The 16,914-nt window shown below is 55.8% G+C and carries 16 protein-coding genes; 6 read left to right on the top strand and 10 right to left on the bottom strand.

Annotated features, from left to right (window positions below; translation table 11 throughout):
• Positions 1–16: 16 nt before the first annotated feature.
• From ACOSDM_RS11060 to ACOSDM_RS11050, 3 genes are read right to left on the bottom strand one after another with little or no spacing between them, the layout of a single operon-like run.
• The gene (locus ACOSDM_RS11060) at positions 17–1,684 is read right to left on the bottom strand and encodes a peptide ABC transporter substrate-binding protein (RefSeq protein WP_420724576.1); all 1,668 of its coding nucleotides are present in this window, start codon (positions 1,682–1,684) and stop codon (positions 17–19) included.
• A 19-nt stretch (positions 1,685–1,703) separates the two neighbouring features.
• Complete coding sequence (locus tag ACOSDM_RS11055; protein WP_420724575.1) at positions 1,704–2,381, bottom strand: orotate phosphoribosyltransferase; 678 nt, start codon at positions 2,379–2,381, stop codon at positions 1,704–1,706.
• Positions 2,382–2,425: 44 nt separating this feature from the next.
• Positions 2,426–3,595: a hypothetical protein gene (locus ACOSDM_RS11050; protein ID WP_420724574.1), complete on the bottom strand. Its 1,170-nt coding sequence runs from the start codon at positions 3,593–3,595 to the stop codon at positions 2,426–2,428.
• A 127-nt stretch (positions 3,596–3,722) separates the two neighbouring features.
• On the opposite strand from ACOSDM_RS11050, the gene ACOSDM_RS11045 reads away from it, so the two are divergent.
• A complete protein-coding gene (locus ACOSDM_RS11045; protein ID WP_420724573.1) occupies positions 3,723–4,145 on the top strand; it encodes a carboxymuconolactone decarboxylase family protein in 423 nt (140 codons plus the stop codon).
• Positions 4,146–4,220: 75 nt separating this feature from the next.
• Complete coding sequence (locus ACOSDM_RS11040) at positions 4,221–5,162, top strand: AEC family transporter (RefSeq protein WP_420724572.1); 942 nt, start codon at positions 4,221–4,223, stop codon at positions 5,160–5,162.
• On the opposite strand, the gene ACOSDM_RS11035 is transcribed toward ACOSDM_RS11040, so the two are convergent.
• From ACOSDM_RS11035 to asnB, 6 genes are read right to left on the bottom strand one after another with little or no spacing between them, the layout of a single operon-like run.
• On the bottom strand, positions 5,130–5,672 hold the full coding sequence (locus tag ACOSDM_RS11035; protein WP_420724571.1) for a hypothetical protein: 543 nt from the start codon (positions 5,670–5,672) through the stop codon (positions 5,130–5,132). The two genes, ACOSDM_RS11040 and ACOSDM_RS11035, sit on opposite strands and share 33 nt — an antisense overlap.
• A complete protein-coding gene (locus ACOSDM_RS11030) occupies positions 5,669–6,148 on the bottom strand; it encodes a GFA family protein (protein ID WP_420724570.1) in 480 nt (159 codons plus the stop codon). Before ACOSDM_RS11030 ends, ACOSDM_RS11035 begins: the two co-directional genes overlap by 4 nt.
• The gene (locus tag ACOSDM_RS11025) at positions 6,145–6,498 is read right to left on the bottom strand and encodes a cupin domain-containing protein (protein ID WP_420724569.1); all 354 of its coding nucleotides are present in this window, start codon (positions 6,496–6,498) and stop codon (positions 6,145–6,147) included. Before ACOSDM_RS11025 ends, ACOSDM_RS11030 begins: the two co-directional genes overlap by 4 nt.
• Positions 6,499–6,510: 12 nt before the next feature.
• Positions 6,511–7,287, bottom strand: a complete 777-nt coding sequence (locus tag ACOSDM_RS11020; RefSeq protein WP_420724568.1) for an SDR family oxidoreductase — start codon at positions 7,285–7,287, stop codon at positions 6,511–6,513.
• Positions 7,277–8,449 (bottom strand): glycosyltransferase family 4 protein, encoded by a 1,173-nt coding sequence (locus ACOSDM_RS11015; protein WP_420724567.1) that lies wholly within the window; start codon positions 8,447–8,449, stop codon positions 7,277–7,279. Before ACOSDM_RS11015 ends, ACOSDM_RS11020 begins: the two co-directional genes overlap by 11 nt.
• Positions 8,446–10,356 (bottom strand): asparagine synthase (glutamine-hydrolyzing), encoded by a 1,911-nt coding sequence (asnB, locus tag ACOSDM_RS11010; protein ID WP_420724566.1) that lies wholly within the window; start codon positions 10,354–10,356, stop codon positions 8,446–8,448. Before asnB ends, ACOSDM_RS11015 begins: the two co-directional genes overlap by 4 nt.
• Positions 10,357–10,658: 302 nt before the next feature.
• On the opposite strand from asnB, the gene ACOSDM_RS11005 reads away from it, so the two are divergent.
• Positions 10,659–11,015 (top strand): cupredoxin domain-containing protein, encoded by a 357-nt coding sequence (locus tag ACOSDM_RS11005; protein ID WP_420724565.1) that lies wholly within the window; start codon positions 10,659–10,661, stop codon positions 11,013–11,015.
• 20 nt (positions 11,016–11,035) lie between these two features.
• Complete coding sequence (locus ACOSDM_RS11000; protein ID WP_420724564.1) at positions 11,036–11,857, top strand: FTR1 family iron permease; 822 nt, start codon at positions 11,036–11,038, stop codon at positions 11,855–11,857.
• Here ACOSDM_RS11000 and ACOSDM_RS10995 read toward each other — a convergent pair.
• Complete coding sequence (locus tag ACOSDM_RS10995) at positions 11,854–12,327, bottom strand: Lrp/AsnC ligand binding domain-containing protein (protein ID WP_420724563.1); 474 nt, start codon at positions 12,325–12,327, stop codon at positions 11,854–11,856. The two genes, ACOSDM_RS11000 and ACOSDM_RS10995, sit on opposite strands and share 4 nt — an antisense overlap.
• A gap of 126 nt (positions 12,328–12,453) precedes the next feature.
• Here ACOSDM_RS10995 and putA point away from each other — a divergent pair, with 126 nt between their 5' ends.
• Together putA and ACOSDM_RS10985 are read left to right on the top strand one after the other, a co-directional pair.
• Complete coding sequence (gene putA / locus ACOSDM_RS10990; protein WP_420724562.1) at positions 12,454–15,621, top strand: bifunctional proline dehydrogenase/L-glutamate gamma-semialdehyde dehydrogenase PutA; 3,168 nt, start codon at positions 12,454–12,456, stop codon at positions 15,619–15,621.
• A gap of 153 nt (positions 15,622–15,774) precedes the next feature.
• Positions 15,775–16,878: a di-heme oxidoredictase family protein gene (locus ACOSDM_RS10985; protein WP_420724561.1), complete on the top strand. Its 1,104-nt coding sequence runs from the start codon at positions 15,775–15,777 to the stop codon at positions 16,876–16,878.
• Positions 16,879–16,914 lie beyond the last annotated feature (36 nt).

The raw sequence follows: 16,914 nt of genomic DNA, 5'->3' as shown, positions 1-16,914 counted from the left end.
TGTCGGGTGGCTTGGGTCACGGTGACAGATGCCAATCTTCAACCCATAACGGGGAGGGGAACTGATGGCCCGTCGGTGTCAGACCCGACAGGCTTTTTGGCAGGATATAGGTGTCGGACCGGAAATACAGCGGCAGAACGGGAAGATCGGTGACATACAGCTGTTGCATCCGTCTCCACAACTGCTCCTGTCTGGCTTCTTCGCAGTCAAATTCCAGGCCATTGATGATCTCATCCATTTCAGGACTGTCATAGCCTGGGTAATTCTGACCAGCCCAGGCATTGGCCTCCCGCGGGATCTCCTGGGAATGCAATGTCGTGCGGGGGACGGATTCCGGTGCGCTCATCCAGGCATACATCGCCATGGCAGGATATTTACGCTTTGAAATCGTGTCCCCAAACAGCACGCGTGGGGGCTCGTTTTCGATACGGATATCGATACCGATCTGCTTCCATTGATTTTGCAGAACCTGCTGTACCAATTCGCGCGATTTGTTCCCGGCGGTGGTTTGCAGGGTCAGTGTCAGGGCATCGTCCCCCTTGTACCGAATGCCATCAGCGCCCAGTGTCCAGCCCGCCTGCTCCAAGAGATCCGCAGCCTTATCCGGGTCATAGGCATAGTGTGGAATGTCAGGATCATACCGGATATCCAACGGATTGACGTTGCTTTGTGCGACAGGCTGCTTGCCCTTGAACAAGCGTTTGGTGATCAGGGATCGGTCAATACCATACAGCAATGCCTGGCGTACGCGTACGTCCTTCAGGATTGGATTGTCCAAGTTCAAATCAATATGCTCATAGACTAGGCTGGGCTTGTAGATGATCTGGTAGTCATCGCCATAGCGTTCCTGGAAGGCCAGCGCCTGATCTACAGACAGGCCTAACTCCCCAGCGATCATGTCAATATCGCCCGCCAGCAGATTGGCTGTCAGGGCGGCGGTGTTTTCAATCGCCCGTATTTCGATTTCATCAAAGTACGGGGGCTTTCCCCACCATTCCGGGTTCCGCTGCAGCAGGATGCTTTGGCCAGGTGTGACCCGGGCGATGCGATAGGGGCCATACCATAGGCCCGGATTGGTCGAATCCGTATCATAGGCGGTACGACGGCGATAGTCAGCCGCGCCTTCATCGAATATCGGCTTTTCAATATGGCGGGGCAGCAGCGTTAAGCCGGACAAGCCCTGATAATCACAAGAGCGCTTGTTCAGATGCAGGGTGAATCGCTTTTCCCCATCAATCTCTACCCGGTCGATGCGGCGGTATTGTTCCGCATTATCAATACCGGATTCAGGGTTTTTGCCTATTTCTACGGAAAACAAGACATCCTGGGTTGTGATCGGCGTGCCATCCCCCCAAACGGCATCGGGCGGCAGTTCGTATTGGACTGCCATGCCTTCCTGGCCATCCTGTGTCATTTCCAATGCGGCCGTCCCTTGCTCCAGGCTGGGAAGGCGCGTGCACAGCAGGCAGACCCGCTTCCAATCCGGGTCATAGGCCGTGATCGGGCGTCGTGCCATGGCAATGACATAGGTTTTTGCCAGCATGGAATCGAAGGCCGGATGCAGGGTAGAGGGATACTGACTGATCCCGATGGTCAGCCGTTCCTTGCTAATCGCCTGCGCTTCGAAGGTCAGGGAAGACACACCGACGAGCGCCAGAATGACAACTTGGATCAGGCGGATCATTCAGACCGTCCTCCCATTCCTATTCTTCCGAACCACCCATGGCTTTTGACCATCCGATCGGATCATGCAGAAACGCTTCCACCTGGTCCGCTTGGCCTGCTTTGAAATAGCCATCTTCCTTGGCGCATTCCAGAACATCCCACCACGTTGCCAGGGAATGCAGCGCGACGCCATGGTCGGCCAGGGCTTTCTCCCCTTCCGGGAAAATGCCGTAATGGAAGATCACAAATGTGTGGTGACACACCGCGCCCGCGTCACGTATACCGTCGACGAAGGACAGTTTAGAGCCGCCATCGGTCGCCATGTCCTCAACCAGGATTACCCGTTGCCCTTCTGCCAGGGCCCCTTCGATGCGGGCATTGCGCCCAAAGCCTTTGGGTTTTTTACGGATATAACACATCGGCAGCATCAGGTGGTCTGAGATCCAGGCCGCGAAGGGAATACCGGCGGTCTCCCCCCCTGCAACCACGTCCAGGCTTTCAAAACCGACCTTTTCCTCAATCGTGGCGGCCCCCATTTTCATCAGGCGACGGCGCGCGCGCGGAAAGGCGATCAGCCGACGGCAATCCACATAGACCGGACTTTTTCGGCCACTGGTCAGGGTGAAAGGGTCGTCCGGCTTGAACAGCACAGATTGGGTTTCAATCAAAATCCGGGCGGCAACGCGAGAGATCGGGGTTGAAGCGGTGGTGGTCATACGCAATGGGTCCTTTTCAAGGCTCTAATAATGAATGTGACACATTAGGGTGTCGGCAGGGGCGTCTCAACTGGGCGAAATACTTTTCCGGCCAAAATGTATCCGATGGTCTTGGTTCCGACGATGGCAATGATCAGCGTCGTGATCAGGATCGCCGCAATCGCCAGTCCATGCGCAAAACCACTGTCAATCGCATCCGCATATAGAATGGCCGCGACACTGAAGGCGGCCATTGGGAAGGTGCAGGACCAGGCGCTTAATCCAAACGGCATTTGCAGCATCGCTTTGACCTGTGGGATCAAGATCAACAGCATGAAAACGGCAATGCCGAAGAACATCTGGGCCGTGCCATCAATATGCCCCCCGTTCAATACGGCATAGGCAGTAAAGCACAGCGATGGTGGTGCCAGCAGGATTGTCAGCGTCGGTCGCAGCGGTTTTTCCATCGCGCGTTCAAACAACAATCGATAAAAGACGACCGTGAACAGGATGATCCAGAATAACAGCCCCACGGCAAAGACCATCCAACTGATATCCGTATAGCCCAATGGCGCCCCCACAATCGGGGTCACCAGATTGCCAACAACCGGGATGAACCATATGGGCGTTGCGTGCGAGATATGATTATCCCGTGATATCCATTTAGTGACGACACGAACCGTGATCGCCATATTGGCGATTGCGGCAACGCCCCAGATCAGGGTCGCCAAGCCATGGGACAGACCGATAAGACTGGAAGACAGTATCATCATTGTCATGGTTGCCGTGGCGAATAAATTTCCCTGGATCGGGTGATTTAACTCGTCCAGCACGGCCTGACGATGCCGGACTGTTTTCAGGCCATACAGGCCCAACAAAATCAGAAATATACCAATCGCGATTCCAATGAAAATGATACCGGGAATGGGACCTATTCCATAGGCTATTCCTGTTTCGCGCCAGGCAATGGCAAACCCTGCCAGGCCCAGCCCTGCGCTGAACAGGCTGACGGGCATATGTTGCAGGCTGGCGGGGATGGGATCATCGCTGGTGGTTGCGGTACTGGTCGCGCCTGCTTTTTGTGCCGATGGCCCCTTTGCCGCGGGTTTGACGGGGCTGCTTTTCTTCGCAACGGACTTTTTTGCCGTCGCTTTTTTGCGCCTGGCTTTTTTCTGACCTGCTGCGACAGGTTGCGCCGTAACGGTCGTATCGGGAGAGTCGGGGGGTACTGCCATGCGGCACAATCCATTGATGGTGTATAACAGGTTCCACTGTTGTAGCCTTGTCTAACCCATTTTGGAAAGAGTTAGGCGGCAGTGCGGTTTTATTGTCCCTTGTCACACTTTTGAAAGGATTTGCAACATGTCCACGGTCCAACCCCTTGCAGCCACTGAGACAGATCCCCGCGTCAAGGCGGTGTTTGACGATATAAGGGCGGTGCGCGGCAGTGATTTTATCAATAACTTCTGGCTCTATCTGGCCTTCGACCCGGCCCTGCTGGAGGATGTCTGGCACAGCGTGCGTGACACGATGATCGCCCCGTCGGCCCTGGATCAAAAAACCAAGGAAATGATCTATATCGCGGTTTCTGTCGCCAATGCCTGTCAGTATTGCATCCATTCCCATACCGCTGCGGCAAAGGCGAAGGGGATGACGTCATCAGAACATGCGGATCTGTTGCGTGTGATTGGGCTGGCGGCGCGAACCAATCATCTGGTCAATGGTTTGCAGGTCCCGGTCGATGCCGCATTTGACATGGCAGCCAGCGAGAATGGCGAGACGTAAAAGATTGTAACGGAATGGTTTTCTTTGCGGGTTTGCGTTCTATAGTGCGCCCAAATATCGCTGAAAGGATTGGCTGTGCTGGAAATTGTCTTAACGATTGCGCCGATTTTCCTGTTGATCGTGCTGGGCAATATCCTGCGCCGGATTGGCATTCCGTCTGTCGATTTCTGGAATATTAATGACAAGCTGGTCTATTGGGTCTTGTTCCCGGTCCTGCTGTTCAAAACGACATCGAGCTTAACTCTGTCAGGGGCGGTGATCGGGAATTACGCCATCGTCATTCTGGGGGGATTTTTTGCAGCGGTTCTATACAGCCTGATCACAATCAAAGTGTTCAAGATTTCCGCCCCTAGCGGCACGTCGGTTTTGCAGGGGGCCGCGCGCCATAATACCTTTATTGCACTGGCCGTAGCAGAGCGTCTGTTCGGCGCTGATGGTCTGGCCTTAGCGGCAATGGTAACAGCGGTCCTGATACCGGTGACAAACATCGTTGTTGTGACATCCATGGTCGGCATGTTGCCAAAAACACCGGGGCGCAGCCTGCCCGCAGCGATCCTGCGGGATCTGACCCGCAACCCGCTGCTGGTTTCCATTGTGATCGGGATGTCACTGAACCTGTTGGGCGTCGGGGAGATTCCGGTATTGCATCAGACGGCCGGAATTCTGGGGGCAGCGGCCTTGCCGATCATGCTGTTATGCATTGGGGCCAATCTGCATTTTTCTGAGATGCGGGCAGGTCTGTTATCGACCTATCTGTCTATGGCTGGAAAGTTCATCGTCTTCCCGGCGGTCGTCTTTGGCTTGGTGCTGATGGTTGGATTGGAAGGAAATATGGCAATGATCCCGCTGATTTTTGCCTGTGTCCCAACGGCGGCATCCTCCTTCACCCTGGCCCGCCAAATGGGGGGGGACGCCCCGCTGGCCGCATCGATTGTGACGGTGCAGACCCTGGTGTCTTTCGTTTCCCTTCCCATCGCGATCACGCTATTGGGACACGTCTTTGGACTGACTTTTTAAATCATACCAGGCGCGTAACACGTCCTGTGTGACCTTTGGGTCGGCCAGGACCAGGCGAATGGCGTCCTGTTCGTAATCTTCCAGGCGAACTGTCAGAAAGTCCCCCCATTGCCGCAGGTAAGAGCCGGAAAACATCGCATTGCGCTTTGACACGTCCGGTGTTCCAAAGCGCGTGATCAGGTCCGAATCAACCTTTTCCAGATCAAAACCATCAGGGTATTTATCCTCTACTTCAATGCGATACAGGGTGTCATCATCCGGTCGAACGGAAAAGAAGATGCCGAAATGGTATTCCCGATACCGACACAGGGTTCCATGATAGCGGTGATACCCTTCCTGTATGGAGGGTTCGCAAAAGAACCGATATTGCGACAAGGCTTTCAGGGCGGCATTCCGCGTCATACCCAGGGAAAGACCGCGAAGGCTGTACTCCGTGTCTTGCGCCCGGACCGATCCGGTCCCGAACAGGTGTGTTCCTATCAGAAACAACAGGAACAGCAGACGCGTCATCGGGTCAGACCCAACCGCTGATGCCATTGGGCCAGGGATTCGTTCGGATATTCGTCAAACGTCTTATCTTGTGGACCGGCTTCAATCTCGCACCAGGGGGCCTTATACGCCGTCATTAGATTTACATGTTCTGGCGGCACGGGAAGGGCGGTATTTATTGCCGATGCAAAGGGATGCACAAGTTCAGGCCAGCGGCTGTCATAGCACCACAGGCAGGACCCGCAAAGCTTACAGAAATGGCGGCCCAGCGGGCTGATGCCGTCAGGTGCGCGCGTATCCCTGGCATGATAGACGCTCAGATGCTCTTCTCCCTCAATCGACAGGCTGGCATAATCGCCCCCCAGATTGATCGTATAGCCACCGCCCCCCTGAGTCTTGCGACAGATTGAACAGTAACAGCGGTTAAAGGGATAGGGATGTGCGCTTTCCAGGGAAAACCGGACAGACCCGCAATGACAGCTTCCCTCCAGCCTCATGCTTCTTTCTCCTCAATTCCAACGGGATGATAGTCATAGGGGCCAACGCCCTGGACCAACATCATTCGGACTGTATCGCTGCCAATATTGCGAACCTCATGGGCGACCTTGGGAGCGACGGCGCAACTGTCACCGGATTTCAGGTGGTGCATCGCTTTCGGGGCGCGACATTCAATTTCAACCGATCCGGCAAGACAGTAAAATCGATCATGGACGTTGGTATGCCAATGCCAGGGAACCTTCTCCCCCGCCTGCAATGTCATTTCCAGAACGCGCAGGGTTGGTGTTTCCTCAACAATATCAATGCGCGCGACGGAAAATTGATTTTCCCATGGCCTTGTGTCAGTCATCCGTCAGACTCCTTATTTCAGCATTTGCGTGTCGCCATCGATGCTCAGCGCTTGTCCAGACAAGGTTCCACAGTCATCGGATGCAAGGAACAAAGCCATGGCGGCAATATCTTCCGGCGGGATCAATCGCCCCATTGAGGCCAGATTGGTGTAATTGGCCAACATCTCTTCAAAAGGGACGCCGCGCGCATCGGCTTTGGCGGCGATCACCCGTTCAATCCTGGGGCCTTCCACGGCGCCGGGCAGGATGGCATTGACCCGAATGTTGAAGGGGCCCAACTCTGCCGCCAGCGACTTTGTAAACCCGACGACCGCCCATTTGGACGCGGAATAGGGCGTGCGCAGGGGGAAGGCGAATTTCCCCGCTGCGGAGGAGAGATTGATGATTGCTCCACCGCCCGCTGCTTTTAGATGGGGCACCGCCAGCCGGGTGCATAAAAACTGTCCGGTGATGTTGACCGCCAGCGTTCTTTCAAAATCATCAGGATTGATATCTTCAACCGGGCCGGTCGGCCCTGCAATGCCGGCATTGTTGACCAGGACATCCAGGCCGCCCAAAGCGGCCAATCCCTGTTCAAAGAAAGCCTCGACAGCCGCGCGATCTGAGATATCCGCCTGCATCTGACCGATATCAGGGTGTGTAGTGGACAGGTCTGCTAAAGCCGTCTGATCAATATCGCAAACAAAGACTCTCGCGCCCGCCGCATTCATCTTTTCGGCCATAATGCGCCCGATTCCCGCTGCGCCGGCGGTGATAAGAATGCGCTTTCCTGTCAATTCATGTGTCATTCTGGTATCCTCCCGGATCAAGGGCTTTTTTGTACAGTGCCATCGTTTCGGCAACGATGATACCTTCGGCAAAGTCCTTTTCCACAGCCAGCCTTGCCCCTTTACCCAATTGGCGGCGCAACGCTGGGTTTTCAGCCAATTTTTGTAGAGCGTTGGCCAGGGGTTCCACGGATTTCAGGGGGATCCGCAAACCGGTTTCCCCGTCCCGACAAATTTCCCGACAGCCCGGCACATCGGTCGCGATCACCGGGCGTGCACAGGCTGCCCCTTCCAGCAGTGATTTAGGTAAGCCCTCGCGATAGGATGGCAGCACCGCGATATGGGCAGAGCCATACGTGCCGGGTATATCTGATGAAGGACCTGCGATTTCGACCACACGTTCGTCTTGCCAGGCCTTTAGGGTGGCGACCGGGATGCTGGCTGGATTGGCATCGGTTGGGCCGACCAGCCGGATTGTGATGTCGACCCCTCGCTGTTTCAGAAGACGCGCGGCCTCCACCAATTCGCCGATCCCCTTGTCCCACAGCATCCGGCTGACACAAACAGCGACGGGCGTTCCTGGCGGTTCTGGCATCGGGTAAAACCGATCGATGTCCACACCAGAGCCTCGAATCACCACGATCCGTGCAGGCTTCACATGCATGCGATTTTCAAACAGGGCGGCATCATCCGAATTTTGCACGATCAGATGGGTGTTCCGGCGGTTATTCAGCCAACCAAAAGCCCGCTCAACGACTGGTCTTAACAGGGTGATTTTCCAGCCCGTGGCGATAAAAAGGAATCCCAGCCCCGCCATGGCATTTACAACGGCCGGGGTTCCTGTTTTCGCTGCCGCCAACCCGCCATACAGGACCGGTTTCATCGCTACATGATGCACCAGATCCGGCTGCTCCTGGCGATACAGACGTGTTATTGCGCGGAAGGTCTTCAGGTCCCGGACAGGGTTCAGGCCTGACCGGTCAAAAGGAATGTCGCGGGCGACAAATCCCTCTTCAATGATGCGGTCGCGATGATCGGCCATGCGACAGGCGACAATGACTTTCGCCCCGGCATCCCGTGCCGCCCGGGCGAAGGGCAGGCGATGAGACCAGAAATACCAGTCTTCCGTCACCAGATACAGGATCGTTTTACCACTCAGGTCCAACGATGCCGCCCGTGTCATGGCTTGCCCATCCAACGCTCTGCCCAGGCCTCCAGCATGCAAATGCCCCATAGGGCTTCCGCCCGTGCCCCGCGCCCGTTCAGATGGTCCTTCCAGGCCTGGCGCACAGGTGCGGGATCAATCCAGCCCCGGGATTTCAGACGGTCCTGTGATAGCAAGGTTTCAGCCCAATCGCGCAGCGGGCCGCGCAACCAATCGCCCAATGGAATGGCAAAGCCGCTTTTTGGACGATCCACTAAAGTCTGGGGCACATGGCGATACAGAACCTGCCGCAGTGGCCATTTGCTGATTCCGTTGCGGATTTTCAGTTCCGTGGGCAGGGTCCAGGCAAATTCGACCAACCGGTGATCCAACAGGGGTACACGGGCTTCCAGGCTGACGGCCATGCTGGCACGATCGACCTTGGTTAGGATGTCATTGGGTAGATAGCCAAGCGTATCGGCATAGGCAGCGCGGGCTGAGGGGTCCAGTACCGGACCATCGGGTAATTGACCTGGAATGTTCAGGCCTGTCAGATCTTCGGGCCAATGGGTCACCAGATCCAGATAGCGTGCATCAGGGGTGCCTGCGGCAAGCGCCCGCAACAGTTTTTGAACTTTGGTGCCAAGCATGCGCGGGCGCTTCGATTCCGGCATAAACTGGGCCAAAGTATCCCATATTGCAGGCCCCGGTGCCGCCAGGGCCGCGGCCCCCATGCGGCGCATTGGTGCTGGGACGGCACTGATCCTGCGTTCAATCTGGCCCAGGGCTTTATGACGGTTATAGCCAAAGAAAACTTCGTCCCCGCCATCGCCGCTCAGGGCCACAGTCACCTGATCGCGCGCCAGTTTGCTGACCAGATAGGTGGGCAGGGCAGATGAATCCGCAAAGGGCTCATCATACCAGTCCGGCAGATTGGGGATCAGATCCAGGGCATCCTGTGGCGACAGGTCCAGGCTGGTGTGATCGGTGCCCAGATGCCGGGCGACCGCGGCGGCGTGATGCGCCTCGTCATAGTCAGAGGCCCCGAACCCGATTGTGAAGGTCTTGATCGGTCTGTCTGATGCTTGCTGCATCAGGGCGACCACGGTCGATGAATCCACCCCACCGGACAACAAGGCCCCCAGTGGAACATCGGCCACCATGCGCAGCTTCACAGCATCGGCGATCAGAGACTCGGTCTGGTCTATGACCTCTTCTTCAGACAGGGTTGCGATGGGTTGATTGGCAAACTGCGCCATGGACCAATAGCAGTGCCGTGAAATCTCTCCCGCAGTATCTATTTCGGCATAATGGCCGGGCGACAGCATTTCCAGATCCTGATAAATGCATGCCGGGGCAGGAACAACATTGCCCTTCAGATAGCCATCCAGGGCGATGGGCGACAGTTTTGCTGCAAACGTTGATGTCGCGCGCATCGCCTTTAATTCAGATGCCCAATAGACATGGTTTCCTTGGCGTCCGAAATACAGCGGCTTTATGCCCAGTCGATCCCGCACCAATACCAATTTCCGGGTTTGCGTATCCCATAAGGCAATGGCGAACATGCCGACCATGCGGGGCAGCGTGGCGGCGATGCCGTCCCGGGCGAACAGTTCCAGAATAACCTCACTGTCCGACGCGCCGCGAAATTTATAGCTGCGGCCTGCCAGGTCCTTTGCCAGGTCGCGATAGTTATAAATCTCCCCATTATAGGTCATGACATAGCGACCATCAGAGGACCGCATGGGCTGTGCCCCTAAAGGGGAGAGATCGATGATCGCCAATCGGCGAAAGGCCATGGCAATACCGGCATCCGCATCGGCCCAGACCTCGCCCATATCCGGCCCGCGATGCCACATAGCCTGAGCCATCGCCTGTCCGCTTTCGGACAGTCGGGCATGGGAGGTTTCGTTCCTAAGATCAATCAGACCAGATATACCGCACATAAGGGCAAGATAGAGCGCTGCGCAGCATTCGTCACGTCCAGAGCGATGCTGGGCGAGCGACTAAAATTTCAGATGCGACTTTATGTCATGAACACAATATTATTGTTTTAAAACAATGTATTGAAATGGGATTCTGAATGTATTTTTCAGCACGCTAACGGTGCCGTCCTTTACAGAAATATTGGTCAGCGCTACGAATTTTCTGCGAATAATTCGCAGTTTCATGCTTGTCACGATCATGGGCAGCGAGGCGTTGGCTTTTGGAACTGACCCCTCGCAAGAAAAACAAAGGATTCTAGCAAATGAAAATTCAATCAGGCCTGATTGCCGCAACGCTGGTTCTGGGCTCCATTTTCTCCGTCGCCAGTGGATCAACCGACGCCTTGGCTGATGACGCGCGGATTATCAAGGTGGAGATCCAGGATCATAAATTCACACCCGACCGCATTGAGGTCGCAGCCGGTGAGACTTTCGTTCTGGAAGTATCCAACAGGGACCCTTTGCCCGAAGAGTTTGAAAGCATGGCCTTGCATATCGAAAAGGTCATTGCCGGTCATACCGACGGGAAGATTCGCATCAACGGCCTGGAAGCAGGTGAATACGCCTTTATCGGGGAATTCCATGCCGACCAGGCGAATGGTGTAATCGTCGTTAAATAACAGCATGTTGGAGATATGACATGATAGCAGCCCTGATCATCGTCTTTCGGGAAGTTCTGGAAGCGGCCCTGGTCATCAGCATTGTTCTGTCATCGACCCGTGGCCTGCCCGGTGTGGGGCGTTGGGTCAGTGCAGGCATTGCCGCAGGGGTGGTTGGGGCTGCAATCGTCGCTCAATTCGCGGGGGTGATTTCCGACACGTTGAATGGCTATGGTCAGGAAATCTTTAATGCCTGTGTTCTGTTGCTGGCGGTTGCCATGCTGGCCTGGCACACGATCTGGATGTCGACCCATGGCCGCCAGATGGTCACTGAATTGCGCTCTGTTGGGGATACTGTGCGCAGCGGCGGGCGACCGCTCTATGCGCTGGCGCTTGTTGTGGGGTTGGCGGTTTTGCGGGAAGGGTCCGAAGTCGTGCTGTTCCTGTATGGTCTGGCGGCATCTGATGGGGGTTTTCGGCCCGCAATCCTGGGCGGGTCGGCTGGATTGGCGCTGGGCGTTGCTGTTGGTGCAGTCCTGTATCTGGGCCTGCTGCGGATCCCGACTGGCAAGATATTCAGTGTCACGAACTGGATGATTATTCTGCTGGCCGCTGGCATGGCGGCGCAGGTGATGAATTTTCTGGCTGCAGCTGGTTTTGTCACCCTGGGTCCGACCCTGTGGGACAGTTCATTCCTGCTGAGTGAGAGCAGTATTCTGGGGAAAATACTGCATACGCTGATCGGGTATATTGAACGCCCGACCGTGCTGCATCTTATCGTCTATATCGGCACGATCGGGCTGATCACCGGGGCAACGCGGCTGGTATCGAACAGCCAACAGAAGAAGCCGGTTTCAGGTTAAACCGGAACCGCATCGCCTTCCTTTACGGTTTCCATTGCGACATAGGTTGCGGTGGAAATCACGCCGGGCAGGGGGTTGATCACGTCGCCCAGAAAGTGACGAAAGCTCTCCATATCCCTGGTGCGAACCTTCAATAGATAATCAAAGCCACCGGCGACCATGTGACATTCTGCAATACCTGGTTCTTGCTGTACGGCGTGTTTGAAATGTTCAAATATGTCACTGGTCGTGCGGTCCAGCGTGACCTGAACGAATACGGTCAGGCCAGCCTCCAGTTTTGACGGGGACAGGCGTGCTGCATATCCGGTGATGTATCCGCTTTTTTCCAGCCGCCGCACCCGCTCCAGGCACGGCGTGGGGGACAGGTTCACCAATCGGGCCAGATCAACATTGCTCAGCCGCCCATTGGCCTGTAACTGCCGCAAGATATTGCGATCAATTTTATCAAGGCTGCGCGTTGTCTCTGTCATTGCAGAATCTTTCACTATGAAATCTGGGTTTGGCTATAAGATATATCGTTAAAACCCCTAAAACAGAAGCACATTTGGCTGGGTTTGTTTTACTGTTTCGGCTCCATTCGATTAAGGGAGCCGAACATGCTGCTGACCGACAAACAAGCCGACCGGTATCTTTCTCACGGCGCTCTGCGCCAAGCGGTGCGAGACGCCTATCGCATGGATGAGGAGGCTTGTCTGACGGAGCGTTTGGGTCAGGCGAGACTGGAAGCTGCCGCCCGTGATCGGATCGAAGAGCGCGCGCGCCAATTGGTTGTCGAAGTGCGCAAGGACCGGGTTAAGTCATCTGGCATTGACGCCTTCATGCATGAATATGAACTGTCGTCCCGGGAAGGCGTTGTTTTGATGTGCATGGCCGAAGCCCTGTTGCGCATCCCCGATGATGAAACCGCTGATGCCCTGATCAAGGATAAGATCGGGGGCGCGAATTGGGAATCCCATCTGGGTCATTCTGAAAGCTGGTTCGTGAATGCGTCAACCTGGGCCCTGATGCTGACCGGGCGCATTGTTGGGGATGATGGCAAAACGGCGGAACAGGACTGGCGCGGTACAATGCGCAAATTGGTCCAGCGGTCGGGTGAACCCGTCATCCGCAAGGCAGTCAATCAAGCGATGCGCGTCATGGGACGGCAATTCGTGATGGGCCGTAAGATTGAAGAAGCCCTGGATCGTGCCAAGGGAAATGAAAGCAAAGGCTATCGCTATTCCTATGACATGCTGGGTGAGGCGGCCCGCACGATGGCAGATGCCGACCGCTATTTTAAGGCCTATAGCACGGCGATTGAGAAAATCGGCAAGGCCGCGAAAGGGCGAGGTGTCATTGAGGCACCGGGCATTTCCGTAAAGCTGTCAGCGTTGCATCCGCGCTATGAATTCGGTCAGGAAGACCGCACCCTGGATGAATTGATCCCCCGTTTGCTGGAGCTGTGTCGCAAGGCGAAGGAATATGATATCGGCCTGTGTATCGACGCGGAAGAATGTGATCGTCTGGACCTGTCGATGGAAGCGATTGAGGCGGCGGCAACAGACCCGTCCCTGGCGGGTTGGAATGGTCTGGGGCTTGCCGTTCAGGCCTATCAGAAGCGCGCCTATCCTTTTATCAAATGGCTGGCCTCTGTCGCCAAAAAAGGGAAGCGCCGTATGATGGTACGCCTTGTCAAAGGGGCCTATTGGGATACGGAAGTCAAACGCGCCCAGGAATTGGGGATGAGCGATTATCCGGTCTTCACCCGCAAGGTATCCACCGACGTGTCCTATCTTGCCTGCGCCCGGTTGTTGCTGACCGAACAGGAAGCCTTTTATCCCTGCTTTGCGACCCATAATGCCCATACGCTGTCGGCCATCGCGGAAATGGCGGGGAACCGCAGTGATTTTGAATATCAGCGCCTGCATGGCATGGGCGATGCCCTGTATGATCAGGTGGTCAGCAAGGCAGGCAAGGGGGGCTATCCAGTACGCATTTATGCGCCGGTAGGCAGTCATGAAGACCTGCTGGCCTATCTGGTGCGTCGCCTTTTGGAAAACGGGGCGAATACCAGCTTCGTCAATCGCATTGTCGATGAGCAGATGCCGATTGCAGAAATTGTTGCCGACCCCTTGCGGGAGGCGGAACGGTTAAGTCCCGTGCGCCATGCACAAATTCCAATGCCTGAAAACCTCTTTGGGCCCGGTCGTCGCAATTCTCAAGGCTTTGATATCACCGATATTCCAACCCTGATGAACCTGCGCGACGGGATGTCCCTGGCAGAGCGGGAACCCTGGTCTGCCGCGCCCCTGGTAGGCGGGGTTCCGGTGAAAGGGAAAGCTCACGCGGTCTATAATCCCGCTGACAGCAGCCAGCGCATCGGAGAAGTGATTGATACCACAGCCGATATAGCGCGCGATGCGTTTGAACGGGCGTTGCGGGCACAAACATTATGGGACGACACACCTGCAGGTGCGCGGGCAGATGTCCTGGAAAAGGCCGCTGATTTGTATGAGCAGCATGGCTCCCGACTGATGGCGATTGTCATGCGCGAGGCGGGTAAAACCCTGAATGATGCGATTGCAGAGCTGCGCGAGGCGGTCGACTTCCTGCGCTATTATGCGGTGCGCTCCCGCATGGAGTTTGCTCAGCCAGAGGCCCTGCCTGGACCAACCGGAGAGATTGACGAGATTTCGCTGCACGGTCGTGGTGTCTTTCTGTGTATCTCTCCCTGGAACTTCCCGCTGGCAATCTTCACCGGTCAGGTATCTGCGGCCTTGGCAGCAGGAAATGCGGTGCTGGCCAAACCGGCAGAACAGACGCCGTTGATCGCCTATGAGGCTGTAAAGCTTTTGCATGCGGCGGGGGTTCCTGTTGATGCGTTGCATCTGCTGCCCGGTGATGGGCCGACGATTGGGAATGCCATATTGTCCGATCTGCGTTTGGGCGGAGTTGCTTTCACTGGGTCTACGGCGACAGCTCGGCTGATCAATCGGACGCTGGCAGAACGAGATGGCCCGATCATTCCGCTGATTGCGGAAACCGGTGGGCAGAATGCGATGATCGTCGACAGTTCCGCGCTGCCGGAGCAAGTGACGCGCGATGTCGTTATCTCGTCCTTCCAAAGTGCTGGCCAGCGGTGTTCGGCCCTGCGGGTCTTGTATATTCAGGAAGATGTGGCCGATAAGCAGATCGCCATGATCGCCGGGGCCATGAAGGAATTACGGGTGGGCGACCCTGCCTGGCTGTCTACCGATCTGGGCCCTGTGATTGATGCAGAAGCGCGGTCTAATCTGAATGCCCATATCGCCGAATTGAGTAAATCCAAAAAGGCGAAGAAGGTTGGTGAAACGCCGATGGGAACACAGTGTGACAAGGGCACATTCGTCGCCCCGATTGCCTTTGAAATTCCAGGAATAGAGATGCTGGAACAAGAGCATTTTGGCCCCATTTTGCATATCGTGCGCTATAAGGCGTCGCAGTTGGATGCTGTGGTGGATGCAATCAATGGCACAGGCTTTGGCCTGACCTGCGCCATTCACAGCCGGATTGACGAGACGATCGGTCGGGTCCTTAAACGTTTGAAAGTTGGCAATGCTTATGTGAATCGCAATCAGATTGGCGCTATTGTAGGGGTTCAGCCATTCGGGGGTGAAGGTTTAAGCGGAACAGGACCCAAGGCAGGGGGCCCAAGATACTTGCATCGTTTTGCTTGCGAACGCACGGTGTCTGTTGATACCACGGCGGCCGGTGGCAATGCGTCCTTGATGACCTTGGAGGCCTGAGCCAGTCGATTTGTGTAAAATGGATGGGCGGGATTCGTGTTCAGGGCTTTGGTTGTTGCGGTTTTGCTGTGTCTGGGAACTGGGACTGCCGTGGCGCAGTCCCTTTTGCCTGCAAATGACTCCCCTTCCGGGGGGGCTATACCAGCGGATCCAATGGCCCCCCCGGCAGGATTATCTGAAGATACCCGCGCGGCGTATGAGCGTGGACGCCTGATCTTCAATGGTCATTTCCGACCCTCGGGCACACAGGGGCCTGATGATTTGGTCGGCCTGGGCCCCTTGTACAATCGGATATCCTGTGCGTCCTGCCATAGCGCGGGGGGGCGCGGTTTTCCGCCTGATGGGCCGGGTGACAACTTTCTGACTGCATTGGTTCGGATCGGCGTTGTGGATGCGGTGGGGGGTGTCACGCCGCATCCCTTATTCGGAACCCAGATTCAGGATCGCGCCGTCCCCGGCGTGGACCCTGAGGCGAAGCTATCTTTAAACTGGGAGATACAGCCAGGTAAATATCCAGACGGTCAGGCCTATGAGCTTAGAAAGCCATCATTGGATATTCAGCCTGATCCGGGCGCTTTGGCACATTGGTCCATCCGCATTGCGCAACCTATTCGGGGGATAGGATTGTTGGAACCGATGATTTTACCCAAGGATAGCACCGGACGATTCGGCTGGAAGGCGTCCGAACCCACAATCGTTATGCAGAACGCCGCAGCCCTGGCACAGGATATGGGGATCACCAATGTTTTCCATCAAATGCCGATCTGTCCAAAAGGGCAGACGGATTGTGGGGGCGGATCTGGGGAGATATCCGGCATATCCTTGGCGGAACTGACCCTGTTCACAAAGCTGCTGCCGCCGCCTGACAGCACCGATGTGAAAGACACGAAAGGGGAGTACTTGTTCCACCTTGTAGGGTGCGCGGCCTGCCATATTCCTGAATTACCGTCGCGTGCTGGTCCAATCCCCGTGCGCGCTTATACCGATTTATCCCTGCATGATATGGGGCCAGGCCTGGATGACGGGCTGCCAGAAGGGGATGCGAAAAGCTTTGAATGGCGGACGCCGCCTCTGTGGGGATTGGCAGAAACTCTGGCAAAGGATCGAGCAGCCCCCTTATTGCATGATGGTCGCGCGCGGGGGCCCGAAGAAGCAATCCTGTGGCATGGCGGGGAAGCCCTGAAATCCAGAAATGATTTCAGGGCCCTGTCACAGGAAGACCGGAACCATCTGCTGGAATTCTTGAAGGGCCTTTAGTATCAAATTCACAAAGATGATATTAAGAATGACTTG

Source organism: Hwanghaeella sp. LZ110, assembly GCF_048892525.1.
Taxonomy (GTDB): domain Bacteria; phylum Pseudomonadota; class Alphaproteobacteria; order UBA8366; family Aestuariispiraceae; genus Pacificispira.
This window is presented reverse-complemented; position numbering and strand designations above follow the sequence as displayed.